Genomic DNA, 14571 nt, shown 5'->3' with positions numbered 1-14571 from the left:
AATGCAATGCGGCGCCGCCGGGCACGTTGCCTGCCCGGCGGCGCCGCACCGACGCGCGACCCACGCGCTCAGAGACGCGCGATCGAGACTTCCGTCGACTTCACGAGCGCGACGACTTCGGCGCCGACCTTCAGTTCGAGTTCGTCCACCGAACGGGTGGTGATCACCGACGTGACGATGCCGAACGGCGTCTCGACGTCGACTTCGGAGACCACGGACCCGCGAATGATCTCCTTGACCTTGCCCTTGAACTGGTTACGTACGTTGATTGCGGTGATGCTCATCGGGATGATCGCTCCGAAGAAAAAGTCTCAGAACGGGCGGCCGGAGCCGCCCGGCATTAAACGGCCCAGCGGATCTGCCCGACCGGTCGAACCTTGTCTGCTTCATGCTGCGTGGCTTGATCGACCGCGCCGGGGCCGCCGGCGAGCACGCGTTTCAGCACGCGATCCTCGAGTGCCGCGAAGGCCGCCGACGCGCGGGCACGCGGCCGGTCGAGCGGCACCGGCTGGTCGAGCGCCACCCGCCCCTGCTCGATCAGCAGGATGCGGTCGCCGAGCGCGACGGCTTCCTGCACGTCGTGCGTGACGAGCAGCGCGGTGAATCGATGTTCGCGCCACAGGCGCTCGATCAGCGCGTGCATTTCGATGCGGGTCAGCGCATCGAGTGCGCCGAGCGGCTCGTCGAGCAGCAGCAGTTGCGGCCGGTGCACGAGCGCACGGGCCAGTGCGACGCGCTGCCGCTGCCCGCCCGACAGTTGCGCGGGCCAGTCGTTCGCGCGTTCCAGCAGCCCGACTTCGTCGAGCACCGCGCGGGCCCGGTCGCGCGCGCCGCGGCCGAGGCCCAGCATCACGTTCTGCAGCACGGTCTTCCACGGCAGCAGGCGCGCGTCCTGGTACATGATCCGCGTATCGAGCGCGCCGCCGCCGTCGCCGTGCGTCACGAGCGCGCCGCTGCTCGGCTGCTCGAGTCCCGCGACGAGACGCAGCAGCGTCGATTTCCCGCAGCCGCTGCGGCCGACGATCGCGACGAAGCTGCCGCGCGCGATGTTCAGCTCGACGTTGTCGAGCACCGTGCGGGCGCCGAAGCGCTTGCTGACGCCCGACAGCGTGACCGCGTCGTCGGATGCCGGACCGCCCGCGCGCCGCCGCGCGAGCGGCACGACCGATGCGCCGCCGTCACGTTCGAGGATGGCCGCATCGCGCGCATCGCCGTCCGCGACGCGGGCCTGCGCCAGCTCGGCCTCGAGGTCTGCGCCGGCGAGCGGGCCGTAGGCGGCCGCCGAAGTCGTCGCATTCATGCCTTTGCTCCTGATTGATAGGCGGGGTGCCAGCGCAGCGTCACGCGCTCGATCCATTTCGCCAGCACATCGGCCAGCTTGCCGAGCACCGCGTACAGCAGGATGCCGACCACCACCACGTCGGTTTGCAGGAATTCCCGCGCGTTCATCGTCATGTAGCCGATGCCCGACTGCGCGGAGATCGTTTCCGCGACGATCAGCATCACCCACATCAGCCCGAGCGCGAAACGCACGCCGACGAGAATCGACGGCAGCGCGCCCGGCAGGATCACGTCGCGGTACAGCGCGAAGCCGCGCACGCCGTAACTCTTCGCCATCTCGATCAGGTTCGCGTCGACCGAGCGGATCCCGTGATACGTATTGATGTAGACGGGGAAGAACACGCCGAGCGCGACGAGGAACAGCTTCGCCTTCTCGTCGATGCCGAACCACAGGATCACGAGCGGAATCATCGCGAGCGCCGGGATGTTGCGGATCATCTGGATCGTCGAGTCGAGCGCGACCTCGGCGGCCTTCGACAGCCCGGTCGCAAGCCCCAGCGCGAGGCCGACGCCGCCGCCGATCGCGAAGCCGAACAGCGCGCGCCACGTGCTCACTTTCACGTTCGCCCACATTTCGCCCGACGTCACGAGCGACCAGGCCGCGCGCACGACCGCCACCGGCTCGGGCAGCACGCGGGTCGACAGCCAGCCGGTGCGCGCACCGACTTCCCACACCACCAGCAACGCGAGCGGCACGAGCCACGGCGCGACGCCGCGCCATGCGCGGGCGGCCACGGCGACGCCCGTCTTCGACGTTTTCGTTGTCATCGCAAGCCTCCGTCGCTCAGCTCTGGCTCGTCTTCGGCAGATAGTTGTTGCCGACGATCTCGCCGAACGGCCCCGACAACGGACCGGCCGCCTTCTCGACACCCTGGCCCTTGATCAGCGGGAACACGAGTTCCGCGAACCGATACGACTCCTCGAGGTGCGGATAGCCGGACAGGATGAACGTCTCGATACCGAGATCCGCGTATTCGCGCATGCGTTCGGCGACCTGCTCGGGATTGCCGACGAGCGCCGTGCCGGCGCCGCCGCGCACCAGCCCCACGCCGGCCCACAGGTTCGGATAGACCTCGAGCGCCTCGCGGCCGCCGCGCTTGCCGCCGTGCAGCGCGGCCATCCGGCGCTGGCCTTCCGAATCCATGTTCGCGAACGCCTTCTGCGCCCGCGCGATCGTGTCGTCGTCGAGCCGGCTGATCAGCCGCTCGGCGTCGCGCCATGCTTCGTCCTCGGTCTCGCGCACGATCACGTGCAGGCGGATGCCGAACTTGATCTTGCGGCCGCGCGCGTCGGCACGGGCGCGGATGTCGGCGATCTTCTTCGCGACGGCCTCGGGCGGCTCGCCCCAGGTCAGGTAGGTATCGATGTGATCGGCGGCAATCGCGTGAGCGGCCGGCGACGAGCCGCCGAACCACAGCGGCGGATGCGGATGCTGCACCGGCGGATAAAGCGCCTTGCCGCCTTTCGACTGCAGGTGCTTGCCGATGTAGTCGAATCCGCCGTTGTCGTGCGACGCGGTCAGCAGCCCGCGCCAGATGTTCAGGAAATCGTCGGTGATCTCGTAGCGCGTGTCGTGATCGGCGAACAGGCCGTCGCCTTCGAGCTCGGCCGCATCGCCGCCCGTGACGACGTTGATCAGCAGGCGGCCGCCCGACAGGCGGTCGAACGTCGCGGCCATCCGCGCGGCCAGCCCCGGCGAAGCGATGCCGGGACGCACGGCGACCAGGAACTTCAGACGCTGCGTCGCCGGAATCAGGCTCGACGCGACGACCCACGCATCCTCGCAGGAACGGCCGGTCGGCAGCAGCACGCCGTCGTAGCCGAGCGTGTCGGCCGCCACGGCGACCTGCTTGAAGTAATCGTAGTCCGCGGCTCGCGCGCCTTCGGCCGTGCCGAGATAGCGGCTGTCGCCATGCGTGGGGATAAACCAGAACACATTCATCTGCTGCTCCTGCTTGACTGTCACTGCCGAAATTTGAAAAAGACATCGCCCTGCTCGCGTCGCGGATGAGCGACGCATGCATGGTGTGCATTCGAATCGGGATGGCTCGCCGGTCAGGCCGTGCCGCGGACGAGGACGCGATTGCACGGCTGTTTCTGGGAAATCAGTCTAGGGACCGGTACAGGGCTTTGGAACGATTTTTTTGAGCTTAGGTTTTCCGCTTTCGTGATTAGCACGACGCTGGAGCGAATATCGCCGCGGCCGGGCCCTATAATGGCGCACCTATCCGAATAACTCCGCGCGCCCGGCCCCGGCCGTGCGCGCCTGCGGTGCACTCATCGATGCAGAAAGTCATCCTGCCCTTCCTGTCCGGCTTCCTGGCCGCACTGTTCTTCCGCGAGGCCACGCTCGCCCTCCTTCACACGGCCGACCTGATCGCCGCAACCGGCTTCTCGACACAACCGTTCGCGCCGCTCGGCATTCCTGAATTTGTCGCGAATGCGCTGATCAGCGCGTGCTGCGCGATTCCGATGGCGTGGTTGTTGCGCGTGTCGCCGGAACGCGAAGCATCGTGGATCGGCGCACTCGTGTTCGGCGGCATCGTGCTGACGGCGGCTCGCGTGTTCGCGATCGATCCGCTGCGCGGCATCTGGCCGTCGGGCAACATGATGCCCGTGCTCGCGGCCGGCTTCGCGGCCAATGCGGTGTGGGGTTTCGGCGCGCTCGTGTTCATGCGCGCGTTCATGTCGGACGACGCGGGCGACGAATAACGCCGCGGCGCGGGCGACGCGCCCTTCAGGACCGGCCGACTTCCATGAAAAAGGCCGCGTGCATCGTGCACGCGGCCTTTTCGTTTCCGTGTCGCGCGTCGATCGGCTCGCGCGGGTCAGCCTGATCGACGTCAGTCCTTCAGCTCGCGCAGCGGATGCGCGTCGGGCGCCCACGGGCTGTCGAACATCGCGAGCACGTCGGCGCGCCGGACGTCGGCAGCCGACTTGAAACGCCACACGGGCTGGTGATCCTTGTCGACGATCAGCGCGCGCACGCCTTCGATCACGTCGCCGCGCGCGAAGGTCGAGCGCGTGAGATCGAGATCGCGCCGCAGGCAATCGGCCATCGTCGCGCCGCGCGCGCGTTCGACGACTTCGAGCGACACGGCCATCGACAGCGGCGACAACTGCTCGCGCGTCGCGTGGGTCGCCTTCTCGACCCACCCGTCGACCGCCGCGCAATCCTGCTCGGCGTCGAGCGACGCGAGGATCGCGTTGATGTCCGGCTGCGCGAAATGCCAGTCGATCCCGGCACGCGCATCGGCGAGCGCCGACGTGTCGGGCGTCGGCACGACCTTGTGCGCGGCTGCCGCATGTTTCACGCATGCGACGGCCTGCGCGCCGCTGTCGATGCGCGCGGTACGCAGCGTGTCGAGCAGCGCCGGCAGCGCGGCGTCGGGCAGATAGACGTCGGCGAGTTGCGCGTACAGCGCACCGGCCGCGTCGAGCGTCGCGCCGGTCACCGCGAGATAGCGGCCGATCGCGCCGGGCGTGCGCGCGAGAAACCAGCTCATCCCGACGTCCGGGAACAGGCCGATGCGCGTTTCGGGCATCGCCATCTTCGTCGAGTCGGTCACGACGCGCAGGCCGCCCGTATGCCGCGCCGCCTGCGATATCCCCATGCCGCCGCCCATCACGACGCCGTGCATCAGCGCGATGTACGGCTTCGGATACGTGAAGATCGCATGGTTCAGCGTGTATTCGTCGATGAAGAACGTGTCGACCGCATCGCGGTCGCCGCGCCGCCACGCGTCGTGGAAGAAGCGCACGTCGCCGCCCGCGCAGAATGCGCGCGGATGCGGGCTGTGCACGACGACCGCGACGACGTCGGGATCGTCGCGCCACGCGTCGAGCGCCTGCTGCATCAGCCGGATCATGCCGACCGACAGCGCATTCAGCGCCTTCGGCCGGTTCAGTTCGAGAAAGCCGATGCGGTTCGCGACGTACGCGCGCACGTCAGGCTGGGCGGATTCGGCGGAAACGGCGGCGGGAGTGGAATCGGTCATGACGGTCATCCGGCAAACGGCAGTCGCACGCTCAGTGCGCCTGCATCTTCGAGAACAGGTTCAGCACCACGACGCCCGCGATGATCAGCCCGAGACCGATCACCGCCGGCACGTCCGGCACCTGGCGATAGAGCAGCATCGCGACGAGCGTGATCAGCACGATGCCGGCGCCCGACCAGACGGCATAGATGATGCCGACGGGCATCGTGCGCAACGTGAGCGACAGGCAGTAGAACGCGACGCCGTAACCGGCGACGACGAGCACCGACGGCCAGAGGCGCGTGAAGCCGTCCGCCGCGCGCAGCGCGGACGTGCCGATCACTTCCGCGACGATCGCGATCGCGAGCCATGCGTAACCGGGCAGTTGCATCGCTCAGCTCCTTGCGAGGGCCAGTACCGCGTAGTCGTGACCGAGTTCCGCACACAGCGCCTCGACGACGAACTCGTGGTCCGCGCGCTGCGGCAGCCCGGACGCGGTGATCGAGCCGATCACGCCGGCGCCGGCGACGGTCAGCGGAAACGAACCGCCGTGCGACGCATAGTCGGCGGCCGGCAGCCCGTGCTTGTCCGCGAGCGTCGCGCCGGCCTGCTGCATGCGCAGGCCGATCGCGTAAGAACTGCGGCGAAAATGCGCGACGACGTTGCGCTTGCGGCGCACCCAGTCGGCGTTGTCGGGCGTCGCGCCGGCGAGCGCCGCGTAGAACAGCGGCTGGCCGAACGTGACGATGTCGATCGCGATCGCATGGCCGCGCGACGTCGCGAGCGCGTGCATCCGGTTGCCGAGCGCCCACGCGCGGGCCGGGTCGAAATGGGGAAACACGAGCGCCTGTTCCTGCGCGCCGATCGATTGCAGATCGTGAGCGATATCCATGAATCCGTCGATGCAGTAATGAGAATTGCAGCGGCGCCGATGCGATCGCGCAGCGCCGCTGCCGGGATGGCGACACAAACCGCTCGATTCTAGCGCACGTGCCACCGCGTACCGGCCCCACCAGCGCCTGCCATGCGGTTGTCAGAAAACACTTGCACGCATCTGGGTTAGCCCATATAATTCATTTCTTCGACGGACGCGGGGTGGAGCAGTCTGGCAGCTCGTCGGGCTCATAACCCGAAGGTCGTAGGTTCAAATCCTACCCCCGCAACCAACCGTCCAGAATGTCGCAAAAAGCCCGGCCTCGCGCCGGGCTTTTTGTTTTCGCGCGTCCGGACGCCGCGCCCTCTTCGCGCACGCGCGCGCCGTTTCGCCCGACACGCCGCCGCATGCGCAGGCGTTCAAGAATGCCGCGGGCCGGTGATACACTCGCATCACCTCGTCCCTTCCACTCGACATGAAATTCTGCTCCGTCTGCGGTCACGAAGTCCTCGCGCGCATTCCGCCTGGCGACAACCGTGAACGCTTCGTCTGCGATCACTGCGGCACGATCCACTATCAGAATCCGCGCAACGTCGTCGGCACGGTGCCGGTCTGGGGCGACCAGATCCTGCTGTGCCGCCGTGCGATCGAACCGCGCTACGGATTCTGGACGCTGCCGGCGGGTTTCATGGAAATGGGCGAGACGACCGCGGAAGCCGCCGCGCGCGAAACGCTCGAGGAAGCCGGCGCGCGCGTCGAGGTGCAGAACCTGTTCACGCTGCTCAACGTGCCGCACGTGCATCAAGTCCATCTGTTCTACCTCGCGCGGCTCACCGATCCGGGTTTCGAAGCCGGCGAGGAAAGCCTCGAAGTGAAACTGTTCGACGAAGCCGACATTCCGTGGGACGAGATCGCGTTCCCGACCGTCAGCCAGACGCTGCGCTTCTTCTTCGCCGATCGCGCAGCCGGCGACTACGGCGTGCACACCGGCGATATCTTCCGCTCGCTGCGCAACGGCTGAGCCCCCACCCATGGTTCCCTGGCTCGGCCCGGACGATCCGTTTCCGTCCATCGAACGCGCGCTCGGCCCCGCGACCGGCGCGCCCGGGCTGCTCGCCGCGAGCGCCGACCTGCTGCCGTCGCGCCTCATCGACGCGTACCGGCGCGGCATCTTCCCGTGGTACTCGGACGGCCAGCCGGTGCTGTGGTGGAGCCCCGACCCTCGCATGATCCTGGTGCCGGCCGAATTCAAGGTGTCGCCGTCGCTGCGCAAGACGCTGAAGCGCGTGCTGCGCACGCCGGAATGGGAAGTGCGCGTCGATCACGACTTTCCCGGCGTGATGCGCGCGTGCGCGCAGGCGCCGCGCCGCGGGCAGCGCGGCACCTGGATCACCGCCGAGATCATCGACGCCTATACGTCGCTCTACCGCTCCGGCAACGCGCACAGTATCGAAACGTGGCACGACGGGCGCCGCGTCGGCGGCCTCTATGGCGTGTCGTTCGGCCGGATGTTTTTCGGCGAATCGATGTATGCGGACGTGACCGATGCATCGAAAATCGCGCTGGCCGCGCTCGTCGCGCACCTTCGCGAGCAGGGGTTGGAAATGATAGACTGCCAGCAGAATACGTCGCATCTAGCGTCGCTCGGCGGCCGCGAGATCGCACGCCAGGCCTTTGTCGCTCACGTGCGCCGCGCGGCAGCCGAACCGCCGATTCCGTGGCAGTTCGACAAGCGCGTGCTCGCCGCGCTGACGAGCCCCGCCGAAACGGCGGCGCCCACCGGGAGCGAGCGCTAGCGCGGCACTCCTTCCCTGCATCGAGAGCTGCCCATGACTCACCCGACTGAGCTGCCGCTTTCACCGCTTTCGGCGTTGCAATTCTATGCAACGGCGCCCTATCCGTGCAGCTATCTGGACGGCCGCATCGCACGCTCGCAAGTCGCGACGCCGAGCCACCTGATCAATTCCGACATCTACACCGAACTCGTGAAGGCCGGCTTCCGCCGCTCGGGCGTCTTCACGTACCGTCCGTACTGCGACGGCTGCCGCGCATGCGTGCCGGTGCGCGTGCCGGTCGGCGAGTTCGCGCCGACGCGCACGCAGCGCAGGATGTGGAAGCGGCACCGCACGCTGGTCGCGACGGTGTCGCCGCTGCACTACGACGAAGAGCACTACGCGCTCTACATGCGCTACCAGTCCGCGCGCCACGCGGGCGGCGGCATGGATCGCGACAGTCGCGACCAGTACGAACAGTTCCTGCTGCAAAGCCGGATCAACTCGCGCCTCGTCGAATTCCGCGACCTCGACGCACCGGGCGGCGAACCCGGCAAGCTGCGGATGGTCAGCATGATCGACATCCTCGGCGACGGGCTGTCGTCGGTCTATACGTTCTTCGAGCCCGACGACCGGCACACGAGCTACGGCACCTACAACATCCTGTGGCAGATCGAGCAGGCGAAGAGCCTCGGGCTGCCCTACGTGTACCTCGGCTACTGGATCCGCGAGAGCCCGAAGATGGCCTATAAGGCGAACTTCCATCCGCTCGAAGGGCTGATCGACGGCCGCTGGAAGACGCTCGATCCGGAACGGATCGACCTGCCGCCCGTCGACGCGGCGCTGGCGCGCGCGCCGTTGCCGGGCGGACATTCCGGCTCGGGCTGACGCGCGTCGCGGCGGCTACGAAGCGAAGCACGCCCGTGCCGCGCAACTCCCGGTAAAATAGCGGGTTGTCATTCATTTCGGCCGTCCGCCCCATTCCCGTGTTCAGTTCCCTCTACCCGCTGGCCCGCGCATCCCTGTTCAAAATGGATGCGGAAGACGCTCACCACCTTACGCTGCGCGCGCTCGGCGCGGCCGGACGCACGGGCCTCGCCTGCGCGCTGTCGGCCCGCGTGCCCGACGCGCCGCGCACCGTGATGGGGCTCACGTTCCGCAACCCGGTCGGCCTCGCGGCCGGCCTCGACAAGGACGGCGCGGCCATCGACGGCCTCGCGGCGCTCGGCTTCGGCTTCATCGAGGTCGGCACGGTCACGCCGCGCCCGCAGCCCGGCAACCCGCGCCCGCGGATGTTCCGGCTGCCGCAGGCCGAAGCGCTGATCAACCGAATGGGCTTCAACAACCACGGCGTCGACCAGTTCGTGAAGAACGTGCAGGCCGCCCGCTATCGCGGCATCCTCGGCCTGAACATCGGCAAGAACGCCGACACGCCGATCGAACGCGCGGCCGAGGATTACCTGTACTGCCTCGAGCGCGTGTACCCGTTCGCGAGCTACGTGACGATCAACATCTCGTCGCCGAACACGAAGAACCTGCGCCAGTTGCAGGGCGCGGGCGAGCTCGACGCGCTGCTCGCCGCGCTGAAGGACAAGCAGCAGCGCCTCGCCGACCTGCACGGCAAGCTCGTGCCGCTCGCGCTGAAGATCGCGCCCGATCTCGACGACGAGCAGGTCAAGGAAATCGGCGACACGCTGCTGCGCCACAAGATCGAAGCGGTGATCGCCACCAATACGACGCTGTCGCGCGCGGCGGTCCAGGGCCTGCCGCACGCGGACGAAGCCGGCGGCCTGTCGGGCCGCCCGGTGTTCGACGCGTCGAACGAGGTGATCCGCAAGCTGCACGCCGAAGTCGGCAACGACGTGCCGATCATTGGCGTCGGCGGCATTTTCTCGGGCGAGGATGCCCGTGCGAAGCTCGCGGCCGGCGCGGCGCTCGTCCAGCTCTATACCGGCTTCATCTATCGCGGCCCGGCGCTCGTGTCCGAATGCGTGAAGGCGATCGCCCGCGAACGCACCGCGTAATATAGCCATAAACAAACTTTATTTAGATATCAATAGCATTTTTGCTATCATCGCTTCACGATCAGAATCATTGACCCGGACAGGGCAAGGACACACACGATGAAATTTTCGCTGTTGAAGAAGCTGCTGGTTGCCGGCGTGATCGGCACGTCGTTCGCTGTGGCAACCGCCCACGCGGCCGACCTCCTCGACCAGGTCAAGCAGCGCGGCACGCTGCGCGTCGGCCTCGAAGGCACGTTCCCGCCGTTCAACTCGAAGAACCCGCAAGGCGAACTCGTCGGCTTCGACGTCGACATCGCGAAGGCCGTCGCCGCGAAGCTCGGCGTGAAGGCCGAGTTCGTGACGACCGAATGGAGCGGCATCATCGCGGGCCTGCAGGCGGGCAAGTTCGACGTGATCGCCAACCAGGTCGGCATCACCGACAAGCGCAAGGAAACGCTCGACTTCTCGCCTGCATACACATTCTCGTCCGCGCAGCTGATCCAGCGCAAGGACGACACGCGCGAGTTCAAGTCGCTGGAAGACCTGAAGGGCAAGAAGCTCGGCGTCGCGCTCGGCACCAACTACATGGACATGGCGAAATCGGTGCCCGGCATCGACGTGAAGACGTACCCGGGCGCGCCCGAGTACCTGCGCGATCTCGCGGCCGGCCGCCTCGACGCGGCGCTCAACGACCGCCTGATGCTCGCGTACCTGACGAAGAACTCGCAGTTGCCGCTGCGCCCGGGCGCGAACGTCGGTTCGGCGAACCCGTCGGGTATCCCGTTCAAGAAGGGCAACCCGAAGTTCCAGAAGGCGATCGACGACGCGATGACGCAGCTCGAGGCCGACGGCACGTTCACGAAGATCTCCGACAAGTGGTTCGGCATCGACGTGACGAAACCGATCAAGTAAGCACGCCTGCATTTCCCGCCTGACGGCGGGCCGGAAAGGGCGGCATCCGCAACGATGCCGCCCTTTGTTTTATCGGTCCGGTTTATGATTGCGCTTTCGCGCACGCATTCGCTTCGTATTCCATGTCGACAACGTCCCTGCTCGTCCAATCGCTGCCGGTGCTCGCCCAGGGTGCCGTACTGACCGTCAAGTTCGCCGTGCTGTCAATGGTGTTCGGCCTGCTTGGCGCCGTCGTGCTCGCGATGATGGGCATCCGGCAAAGCGAAGCGCTCGACGGCTTCGAGCGCATCTGGGTCAACGCGCTCGCGTGGCTGGCGCGCGCGTACGTGAGCCTGATGCGCGGCACGCCGCTGCTCGTGCAGATCTTCGTGATCTATTACGGGCTGCCGAGCCTCGGCATCTCGCTCGACCCGACGCCGGCCGGCGTGATCGCACTGTCCGCGAACGTCGCGGCCTACATGTCGGAAAGCATGCGCGGCGCGATCAACGGGATCGCGCGCGGCCAATGGCTCGCCGCATACAGCCTCGGGCTGTCGTGGGGCCAGACGCTGCGCTACGTGATCGGCCCGCAGGCGCTGCGCATCGCGGTGCCGAGCCTGTCGAACAGCCTGATCAGCCTGATCAAGGACACGTCGCTCGTGTCGGTGATCACCGTGACCGAACTGCTGCGCAGCGCGCAGGAAGTGATCGCGGCGACCTATCAGCCGCTGCCGCTCTATCTCGCCGCCGCGGCCGTGTACTGGATCCTGTGCCAGATTCTCGAATGGGTGCAGCGCTGGTACGAAAAGCGCCTGTCGCTGCCGTCGCGGCACTGAGCCGCGCAGTTACGCCGGGCCGCGCTCGCGGGCCCGGCGCCCTCCTTCCCGCCTGTTTCGGCTATTCCGCCTATTCGCCCGAATAGCGCACGCCGAGCACGGCGCGCGCCGCATCGGTCATCGCAATCATCTGCCGCGAATGGTCGTGCGTCATGATCGGGCTTTCGGTCTCGCCCGCGCGCAGCAGGTCGCAGAAATGCGCGGTTTCGTAGTTCAGCCCGCCGCCCGCGGCCGGTGCGTCGAGTTCGACGGTGCGCCCGTCCGCATAGCGAATCGTCGCACGCTCGGGGTTCCACCACTTCTCGTGAATCGTCACGTGGCCGCCGGCCGCGGCGATCAGCGCGTCGCCGCGCCCCATCACGTCGAGCCCGCAAAAGAGCTGCGCGATCCCGCCGTTCGCATGCACGCTGTTCAGGCTTGCGAACAGGTCGACACCGGTCGCACCGACGCGGCCGAGCGTCTGTACGTCGCGCGCCGCGCCGAGCCAGTCGACAGCGAGAAACGCCTCGTAGATGCCGATGTCGAGCAACGCGCCGCCTGCGCGATCGAGCCGATAGACGGAATGGTCGTCCGGCACCGACGACGATGCGCAGCCCGCCCGCACGAGCCGGATCTCGCCGATCGGATCGTCACGCAGGTGCGCACGCAGTTGACGATACAGCGGGAAGAATGGCGGCTTCATCGCCTCCATGAAGAGCCGCCCGGCATCGCGCGCCGCGTCCAGCACCGTGTCGAGTTGCGCGGCGTTCAGCGCCGCGGGTTTCTCGCACAGCACGGCCTTGCCGGCAGCCAGGGCGGCCAGCGTGTACCGCGCGTGACTGTCATGGAGCGTCGCGATGTAGACCGCGTCGATTTCGTCGCTCGCGAGGAGCGCGTCGAGGCGCGCGGCAGGCGTGCCGCCGTATGCCCCGCAGAAGGCGGCAGCCGCGTCGGCGCGGCGCGCCCAGACGCCGGTGAGCGTGGCGCCCGGCACGTGTGCGAGGCTTTGCGCGAAGCGGCGCGCAATGCTGCCTGCACCGACGATGCCGAAGCGCACCGGGCGATGGTCGTTGTCGTTCATCCTGATCTTCCGTGTCGGTCGTATGACGGTGGCCGGCACGCTGCCGGCCGCCCGTCATGATAAACGGCCCGGCGGCACGAGGATGAGCGACACGCGCCGCGTCAGGCGCGCACCGGCACGTCGACCGAGAAATCGCGCGAAATCTCGTCCGCGCTGAAATCGATCAGCGCGAGCGACGCCGCTTCGGCTTCGCGCGGGTCGCGCCGCTCGATCGCATCGACGACGCGCGCATGCGCCTTCACCGCGGTGTCGTGCGCGCCCTCCTTCTGCACGACGCGCGGGTTCACGAGACGCACAGCGCCGCGCACGATCGCCGCCATCTGCTGGAAGAACTGGTTGCCGCTCGCCTGGACGATCCGCGTATGCAGCAACTCGTCCGCCGTGTCGTAGCCGGCGTCGCCCGGCTGCAGCACCTTGAACGCATCGAACGCTTCGCGAATGCCCGCGATGTCGGCCGCCGTCGCACGCACCGCCGCCTGCGCGGTCGCACGTGGCTCGATCAGCATCCGGAATTCGATGACGTCGCGCATGAACTGCGGATCGGGTTTTGCCCGAAAGCGCCAGCTCACAACGTCCTCGTCGATCATCCGCCAGTCGCGCATCGGCCGCACGCGCGTCCCGACTTTCGGACGCACGTCGAGCATGTCGCGCGCAAGCAACATCGACAACGCTTCCCGCATCACCGTGCGGCTCACATCGAACTCTTTCGACAGCACGTCCTGCGGCGGCAAGATGCCGCCGTACTTGTCCTCGACGATACCCGCGACAAGCCCATCCATCACTTTGGCGACCAGTGACCGGTCTTTGCCCTGCTCCATGACACCTCCCCGTGCGTCGATTTGCGAACACCTGCTCCGCAGTTCCGCCGGCCCTGGTTACTACTCTGTTCTTATGATCTATAAGTTGATGAGTTCGACGATATTTCGCTATCTGGTAAACACCTGACAGGGTTATCCCTCTTTTGAACGAGGTGATTTATACGGCTAAAAAAAAGGCCCGGGAAGCGCGCCGCGCCTGCCGGACCCCGGTTTCCACAAGATTTAACCATCCGATCCATGACGGCCGATACCGCACCGTTACGGACTGCTTCTCATTCAGTTTCAGCCAGCCGGATAAACGATCGTTTCGACGCCGTTTTCCGTGCCGAGCAAGCACAGATTCGCGCCGCGTTCGGCGAACAGGCCAACCGTCACGACGCCCGGCCATGCGTTCAGCTGCGCTTCGAAACCGCGCGGATCGGCGATCTGCAGGCCCTTCACGTCGATGATCTCGTTACCGTTATCGGTGATGTAGGGCGCGCCGTCCTTCGTCACGCGCAGCACGGGCACGCCGCCGAGCGCGGTCACGCGCCGGCCGATCGCGGTGCGCGCCATCGGCACGACCTCGATCGGCAGCGGGAACGCGCCGAGCACCGGCACGCGCTTGCTGGCGTCGGCGATGCAGACGAACGTGTCGGCCACCGACGCGACGATCTTCTCGCACGTCAGCGCGCCGCCGCCGCCCTTGATCATCGCGCCGCCTGCGTCGATTTCGTCGGCGCCGTCGACGTACACCTGAAGCGACTCGATCTCGTTCAGGTCGAACACCTTGATGCCATGCGATTTCAGGCGTTCGGTCGTGGCGACCGAGCTCGACACGGCGCCGCGATAGCGCGATTTGACGGCGGCGAGCGCGTCGATGAAGCAGTTGGCGGTCGAGCCGGTGCCGACACCGATCACGGCGCCTTCCGGCACGTTCTGGATCACGTAATCGGCGGCGGCCTGGCCGACGAGGCGTTTGAGTTCGTCTTGAGTCATGGCGTGGTAATGCTGCGG

Annotated in this window: 17 protein-coding genes and 1 tRNA gene; 8 read left to right on the top strand and 10 right to left on the bottom strand. The window is 67.2% G+C overall.

The window, feature by feature from the left end; translation table 11 throughout:
- Positions 1-68: 68 nt before the first annotated feature.
- From KR541_RS07900 to ssuD, 4 genes are read right to left on the bottom strand one after another with little or no spacing between them, the layout of a single operon-like run.
- Complete coding sequence (locus KR541_RS07900) at positions 69-284, bottom strand: TOBE domain-containing protein (protein WP_006476104.1); 216 nt, start codon at positions 282-284, stop codon at positions 69-71.
- A gap of 56 nt (positions 285-340) precedes the next feature.
- Positions 341-1300: an ATP-binding cassette domain-containing protein gene (locus KR541_RS07895; protein ID WP_216089482.1), complete on the bottom strand. Its 960-nt coding sequence runs from the start codon at positions 1298-1300 to the stop codon at positions 341-343.
- Positions 1297-2109 (bottom strand): aliphatic sulfonate ABC transporter permease SsuC, encoded by an 813-nt coding sequence (gene ssuC, locus KR541_RS07890; protein WP_050012554.1) that lies wholly within the window; start codon positions 2107-2109, stop codon positions 1297-1299. The genes KR541_RS07895 and ssuC overlap by 4 nt, the downstream gene beginning before the upstream one ends.
- Before the next feature lie 16 nt (positions 2110-2125).
- On the bottom strand, positions 2126-3283 hold the full coding sequence (gene ssuD, locus KR541_RS07885; protein WP_050012553.1) for an FMNH2-dependent alkanesulfonate monooxygenase: 1158 nt from the start codon (positions 3281-3283) through the stop codon (positions 2126-2128).
- 341 nt (positions 3284-3624) lie between these two features.
- On the opposite strand from ssuD, the gene KR541_RS07880 reads away from it, so the two are divergent.
- Positions 3625-4053, top strand: coding sequence for a hypothetical protein (locus tag KR541_RS07880; RefSeq protein WP_006484223.1), 429 nt, complete (start codon positions 3625-3627; stop codon positions 4051-4053).
- A 131-nt stretch (positions 4054-4184) separates the two neighbouring features.
- Here the strand turns inward: KR541_RS07880 and KR541_RS07875 are convergent, their stop codons facing one another.
- From KR541_RS07875 to KR541_RS07865, 3 genes are read right to left on the bottom strand one after another with little or no spacing between them, the layout of a single operon-like run.
- Positions 4185-5339 carry an enoyl-CoA hydratase/isomerase family protein gene (locus KR541_RS07875; RefSeq protein WP_216089481.1) on the bottom strand — a complete coding sequence of 385 codons (1155 nt, stop codon included), beginning with the start codon at positions 5337-5339 and terminating at the stop codon, positions 4185-4187.
- A gap of 31 nt (positions 5340-5370) precedes the next feature.
- Entirely contained in the window at positions 5371-5703 is a 333-nt protein-coding gene (locus KR541_RS07870) for a DMT family transporter (RefSeq protein WP_371090929.1), read from the bottom strand.
- A gap of 9 nt (positions 5704-5712) precedes the next feature.
- Positions 5713-6210 (bottom strand): heme-degrading domain-containing protein, encoded by a 498-nt coding sequence (locus tag KR541_RS07865; RefSeq protein WP_069621415.1) that lies wholly within the window; start codon positions 6208-6210, stop codon positions 5713-5715.
- 197 nt (positions 6211-6407) lie between these two features.
- Here KR541_RS07865 and KR541_RS07860 point away from each other — a divergent pair.
- The 7 genes from KR541_RS07860 (at position 6408) to KR541_RS07830 (ending at position 11697) form a co-directional block, all read left to right on the top strand.
- Positions 6408-6484, top strand: a tRNA-Met gene (locus tag KR541_RS07860).
- Positions 6485-6667: 183 nt separating this feature from the next.
- Positions 6668-7213, top strand: coding sequence for an NUDIX hydrolase (locus tag KR541_RS07855; RefSeq protein WP_006476111.1), 546 nt, complete (start codon positions 6668-6670; stop codon positions 7211-7213).
- A 10-nt stretch (positions 7214-7223) separates the two neighbouring features.
- On the top strand, positions 7224-7988 hold the full coding sequence (gene aat, locus KR541_RS07850) for a leucyl/phenylalanyl-tRNA--protein transferase (RefSeq protein WP_050012551.1): 765 nt from the start codon (positions 7224-7226) through the stop codon (positions 7986-7988).
- A 33-nt stretch (positions 7989-8021) separates the two neighbouring features.
- Positions 8022-8852, top strand: coding sequence for an arginyltransferase (locus KR541_RS07845; RefSeq protein ID WP_050012550.1), 831 nt, complete (start codon positions 8022-8024; stop codon positions 8850-8852).
- 98 nt (positions 8853-8950) lie between these two features.
- Positions 8951-9988, top strand: coding sequence for a quinone-dependent dihydroorotate dehydrogenase (locus KR541_RS07840; RefSeq protein ID WP_012492588.1), 1038 nt, complete (start codon positions 8951-8953; stop codon positions 9986-9988).
- Positions 9989-10087: 99 nt separating this feature from the next.
- Positions 10088-10882 carry a cystine ABC transporter substrate-binding protein gene (locus KR541_RS07835; protein WP_124630419.1) on the top strand — a complete coding sequence of 265 codons (795 nt, stop codon included), beginning with the start codon at positions 10088-10090 and terminating at the stop codon, positions 10880-10882.
- A 122-nt stretch (positions 10883-11004) separates the two neighbouring features.
- Complete coding sequence (locus KR541_RS07830; protein ID WP_006484207.1) at positions 11005-11697, top strand: amino acid ABC transporter permease; 693 nt, start codon at positions 11005-11007, stop codon at positions 11695-11697.
- A gap of 70 nt (positions 11698-11767) precedes the next feature.
- Here the strand turns inward: KR541_RS07830 and KR541_RS07825 are convergent, their stop codons facing one another.
- From KR541_RS07825 to rpiA, 3 genes are all read right to left on the bottom strand, one after another.
- Positions 11768-12757 carry a Gfo/Idh/MocA family protein gene (locus KR541_RS07825; protein ID WP_089488405.1) on the bottom strand — a complete coding sequence of 330 codons (990 nt, stop codon included), beginning with the start codon at positions 12755-12757 and terminating at the stop codon, positions 11768-11770.
- Between the two features lie 101 nt (positions 12758-12858).
- Positions 12859-13575: a FadR/GntR family transcriptional regulator gene (locus KR541_RS07820; RefSeq protein WP_050012547.1), complete on the bottom strand. Its 717-nt coding sequence runs from the start codon at positions 13573-13575 to the stop codon at positions 12859-12861.
- Positions 13576-13857: 282 nt separating this feature from the next.
- Positions 13858-14553, bottom strand: a complete 696-nt coding sequence (gene rpiA / locus KR541_RS07815; protein ID WP_216089480.1) for a ribose-5-phosphate isomerase RpiA — start codon at positions 14551-14553, stop codon at positions 13858-13860.
- Positions 14554-14571: the final 18 nt, after the last annotated feature.

It is taken from the genome of Burkholderia sola, assembly GCF_905400185.1.
Lineage (GTDB): Bacteria > Pseudomonadota > Gammaproteobacteria > Burkholderiales > Burkholderiaceae > Burkholderia > Burkholderia sola.
The sequence above is the reverse complement of the archived record's forward strand: the minus strand, read 5'-3'. Positions and strand labels throughout refer to the sequence as shown.

Coding starts and splice junctions, on each gene's coding strand:
- ssuD (WP_050012553.1), bottom strand. CDS start 3,283: ATGAATGTGTTCTGGTTTATCCCCACGCATGGCGACAGCCGCTATCTC.
- KR541_RS07835 (WP_124630419.1), top strand. CDS start 10,088: ATGAAATTTTCGCTGTTGAAGAAGCTGCTGGTTGCCGGCGTGATCGGC.
- rpiA (WP_216089480.1), bottom strand. CDS start 14,553: ATGACTCAAGACGAACTCAAACGCCTCGTCGGCCAGGCCGCCGCCGAT.
- KR541_RS07830 (WP_006484207.1), top strand. CDS start 11,005: ATGTCGACAACGTCCCTGCTCGTCCAATCGCTGCCGGTGCTCGCCCAG.
- KR541_RS07820 (WP_050012547.1), bottom strand. CDS start 13,575: ATGGAGCAGGGCAAAGACCGGTCACTGGTCGCCAAAGTGATGGATGGG.
- KR541_RS07895 (WP_216089482.1), bottom strand. CDS start 1,300: ATGAATGCGACGACTTCGGCGGCCGCCTACGGCCCGCTCGCCGGCGCA.
- ssuC (WP_050012554.1), bottom strand. CDS start 2,109: ATGACAACGAAAACGTCGAAGACGGGCGTCGCCGTGGCCGCCCGCGCA.
- KR541_RS07855 (WP_006476111.1), top strand. CDS start 6,668: ATGAAATTCTGCTCCGTCTGCGGTCACGAAGTCCTCGCGCGCATTCCG.
- KR541_RS07845 (WP_050012550.1), top strand. CDS start 8,022: ATGACTCACCCGACTGAGCTGCCGCTTTCACCGCTTTCGGCGTTGCAA.
- KR541_RS07825 (WP_089488405.1), bottom strand. CDS start 12,757: ATGAACGACAACGACCATCGCCCGGTGCGCTTCGGCATCGTCGGTGCA.
- KR541_RS07900 (WP_006476104.1), bottom strand. CDS start 284: ATGAGCATCACCGCAATCAACGTACGTAACCAGTTCAAGGGCAAGGTC.
- KR541_RS07865 (WP_069621415.1), bottom strand. CDS start 6,210: ATGGATATCGCTCACGATCTGCAATCGATCGGCGCGCAGGAACAGGCG.
- aat (WP_050012551.1), top strand. CDS start 7,224: ATGGTTCCCTGGCTCGGCCCGGACGATCCGTTTCCGTCCATCGAACGC.
- KR541_RS07880 (WP_006484223.1), top strand. CDS start 3,625: ATGCAGAAAGTCATCCTGCCCTTCCTGTCCGGCTTCCTGGCCGCACTG.
- KR541_RS07875 (WP_216089481.1), bottom strand. CDS start 5,339: ATGACCGATTCCACTCCCGCCGCCGTTTCCGCCGAATCCGCCCAGCCT.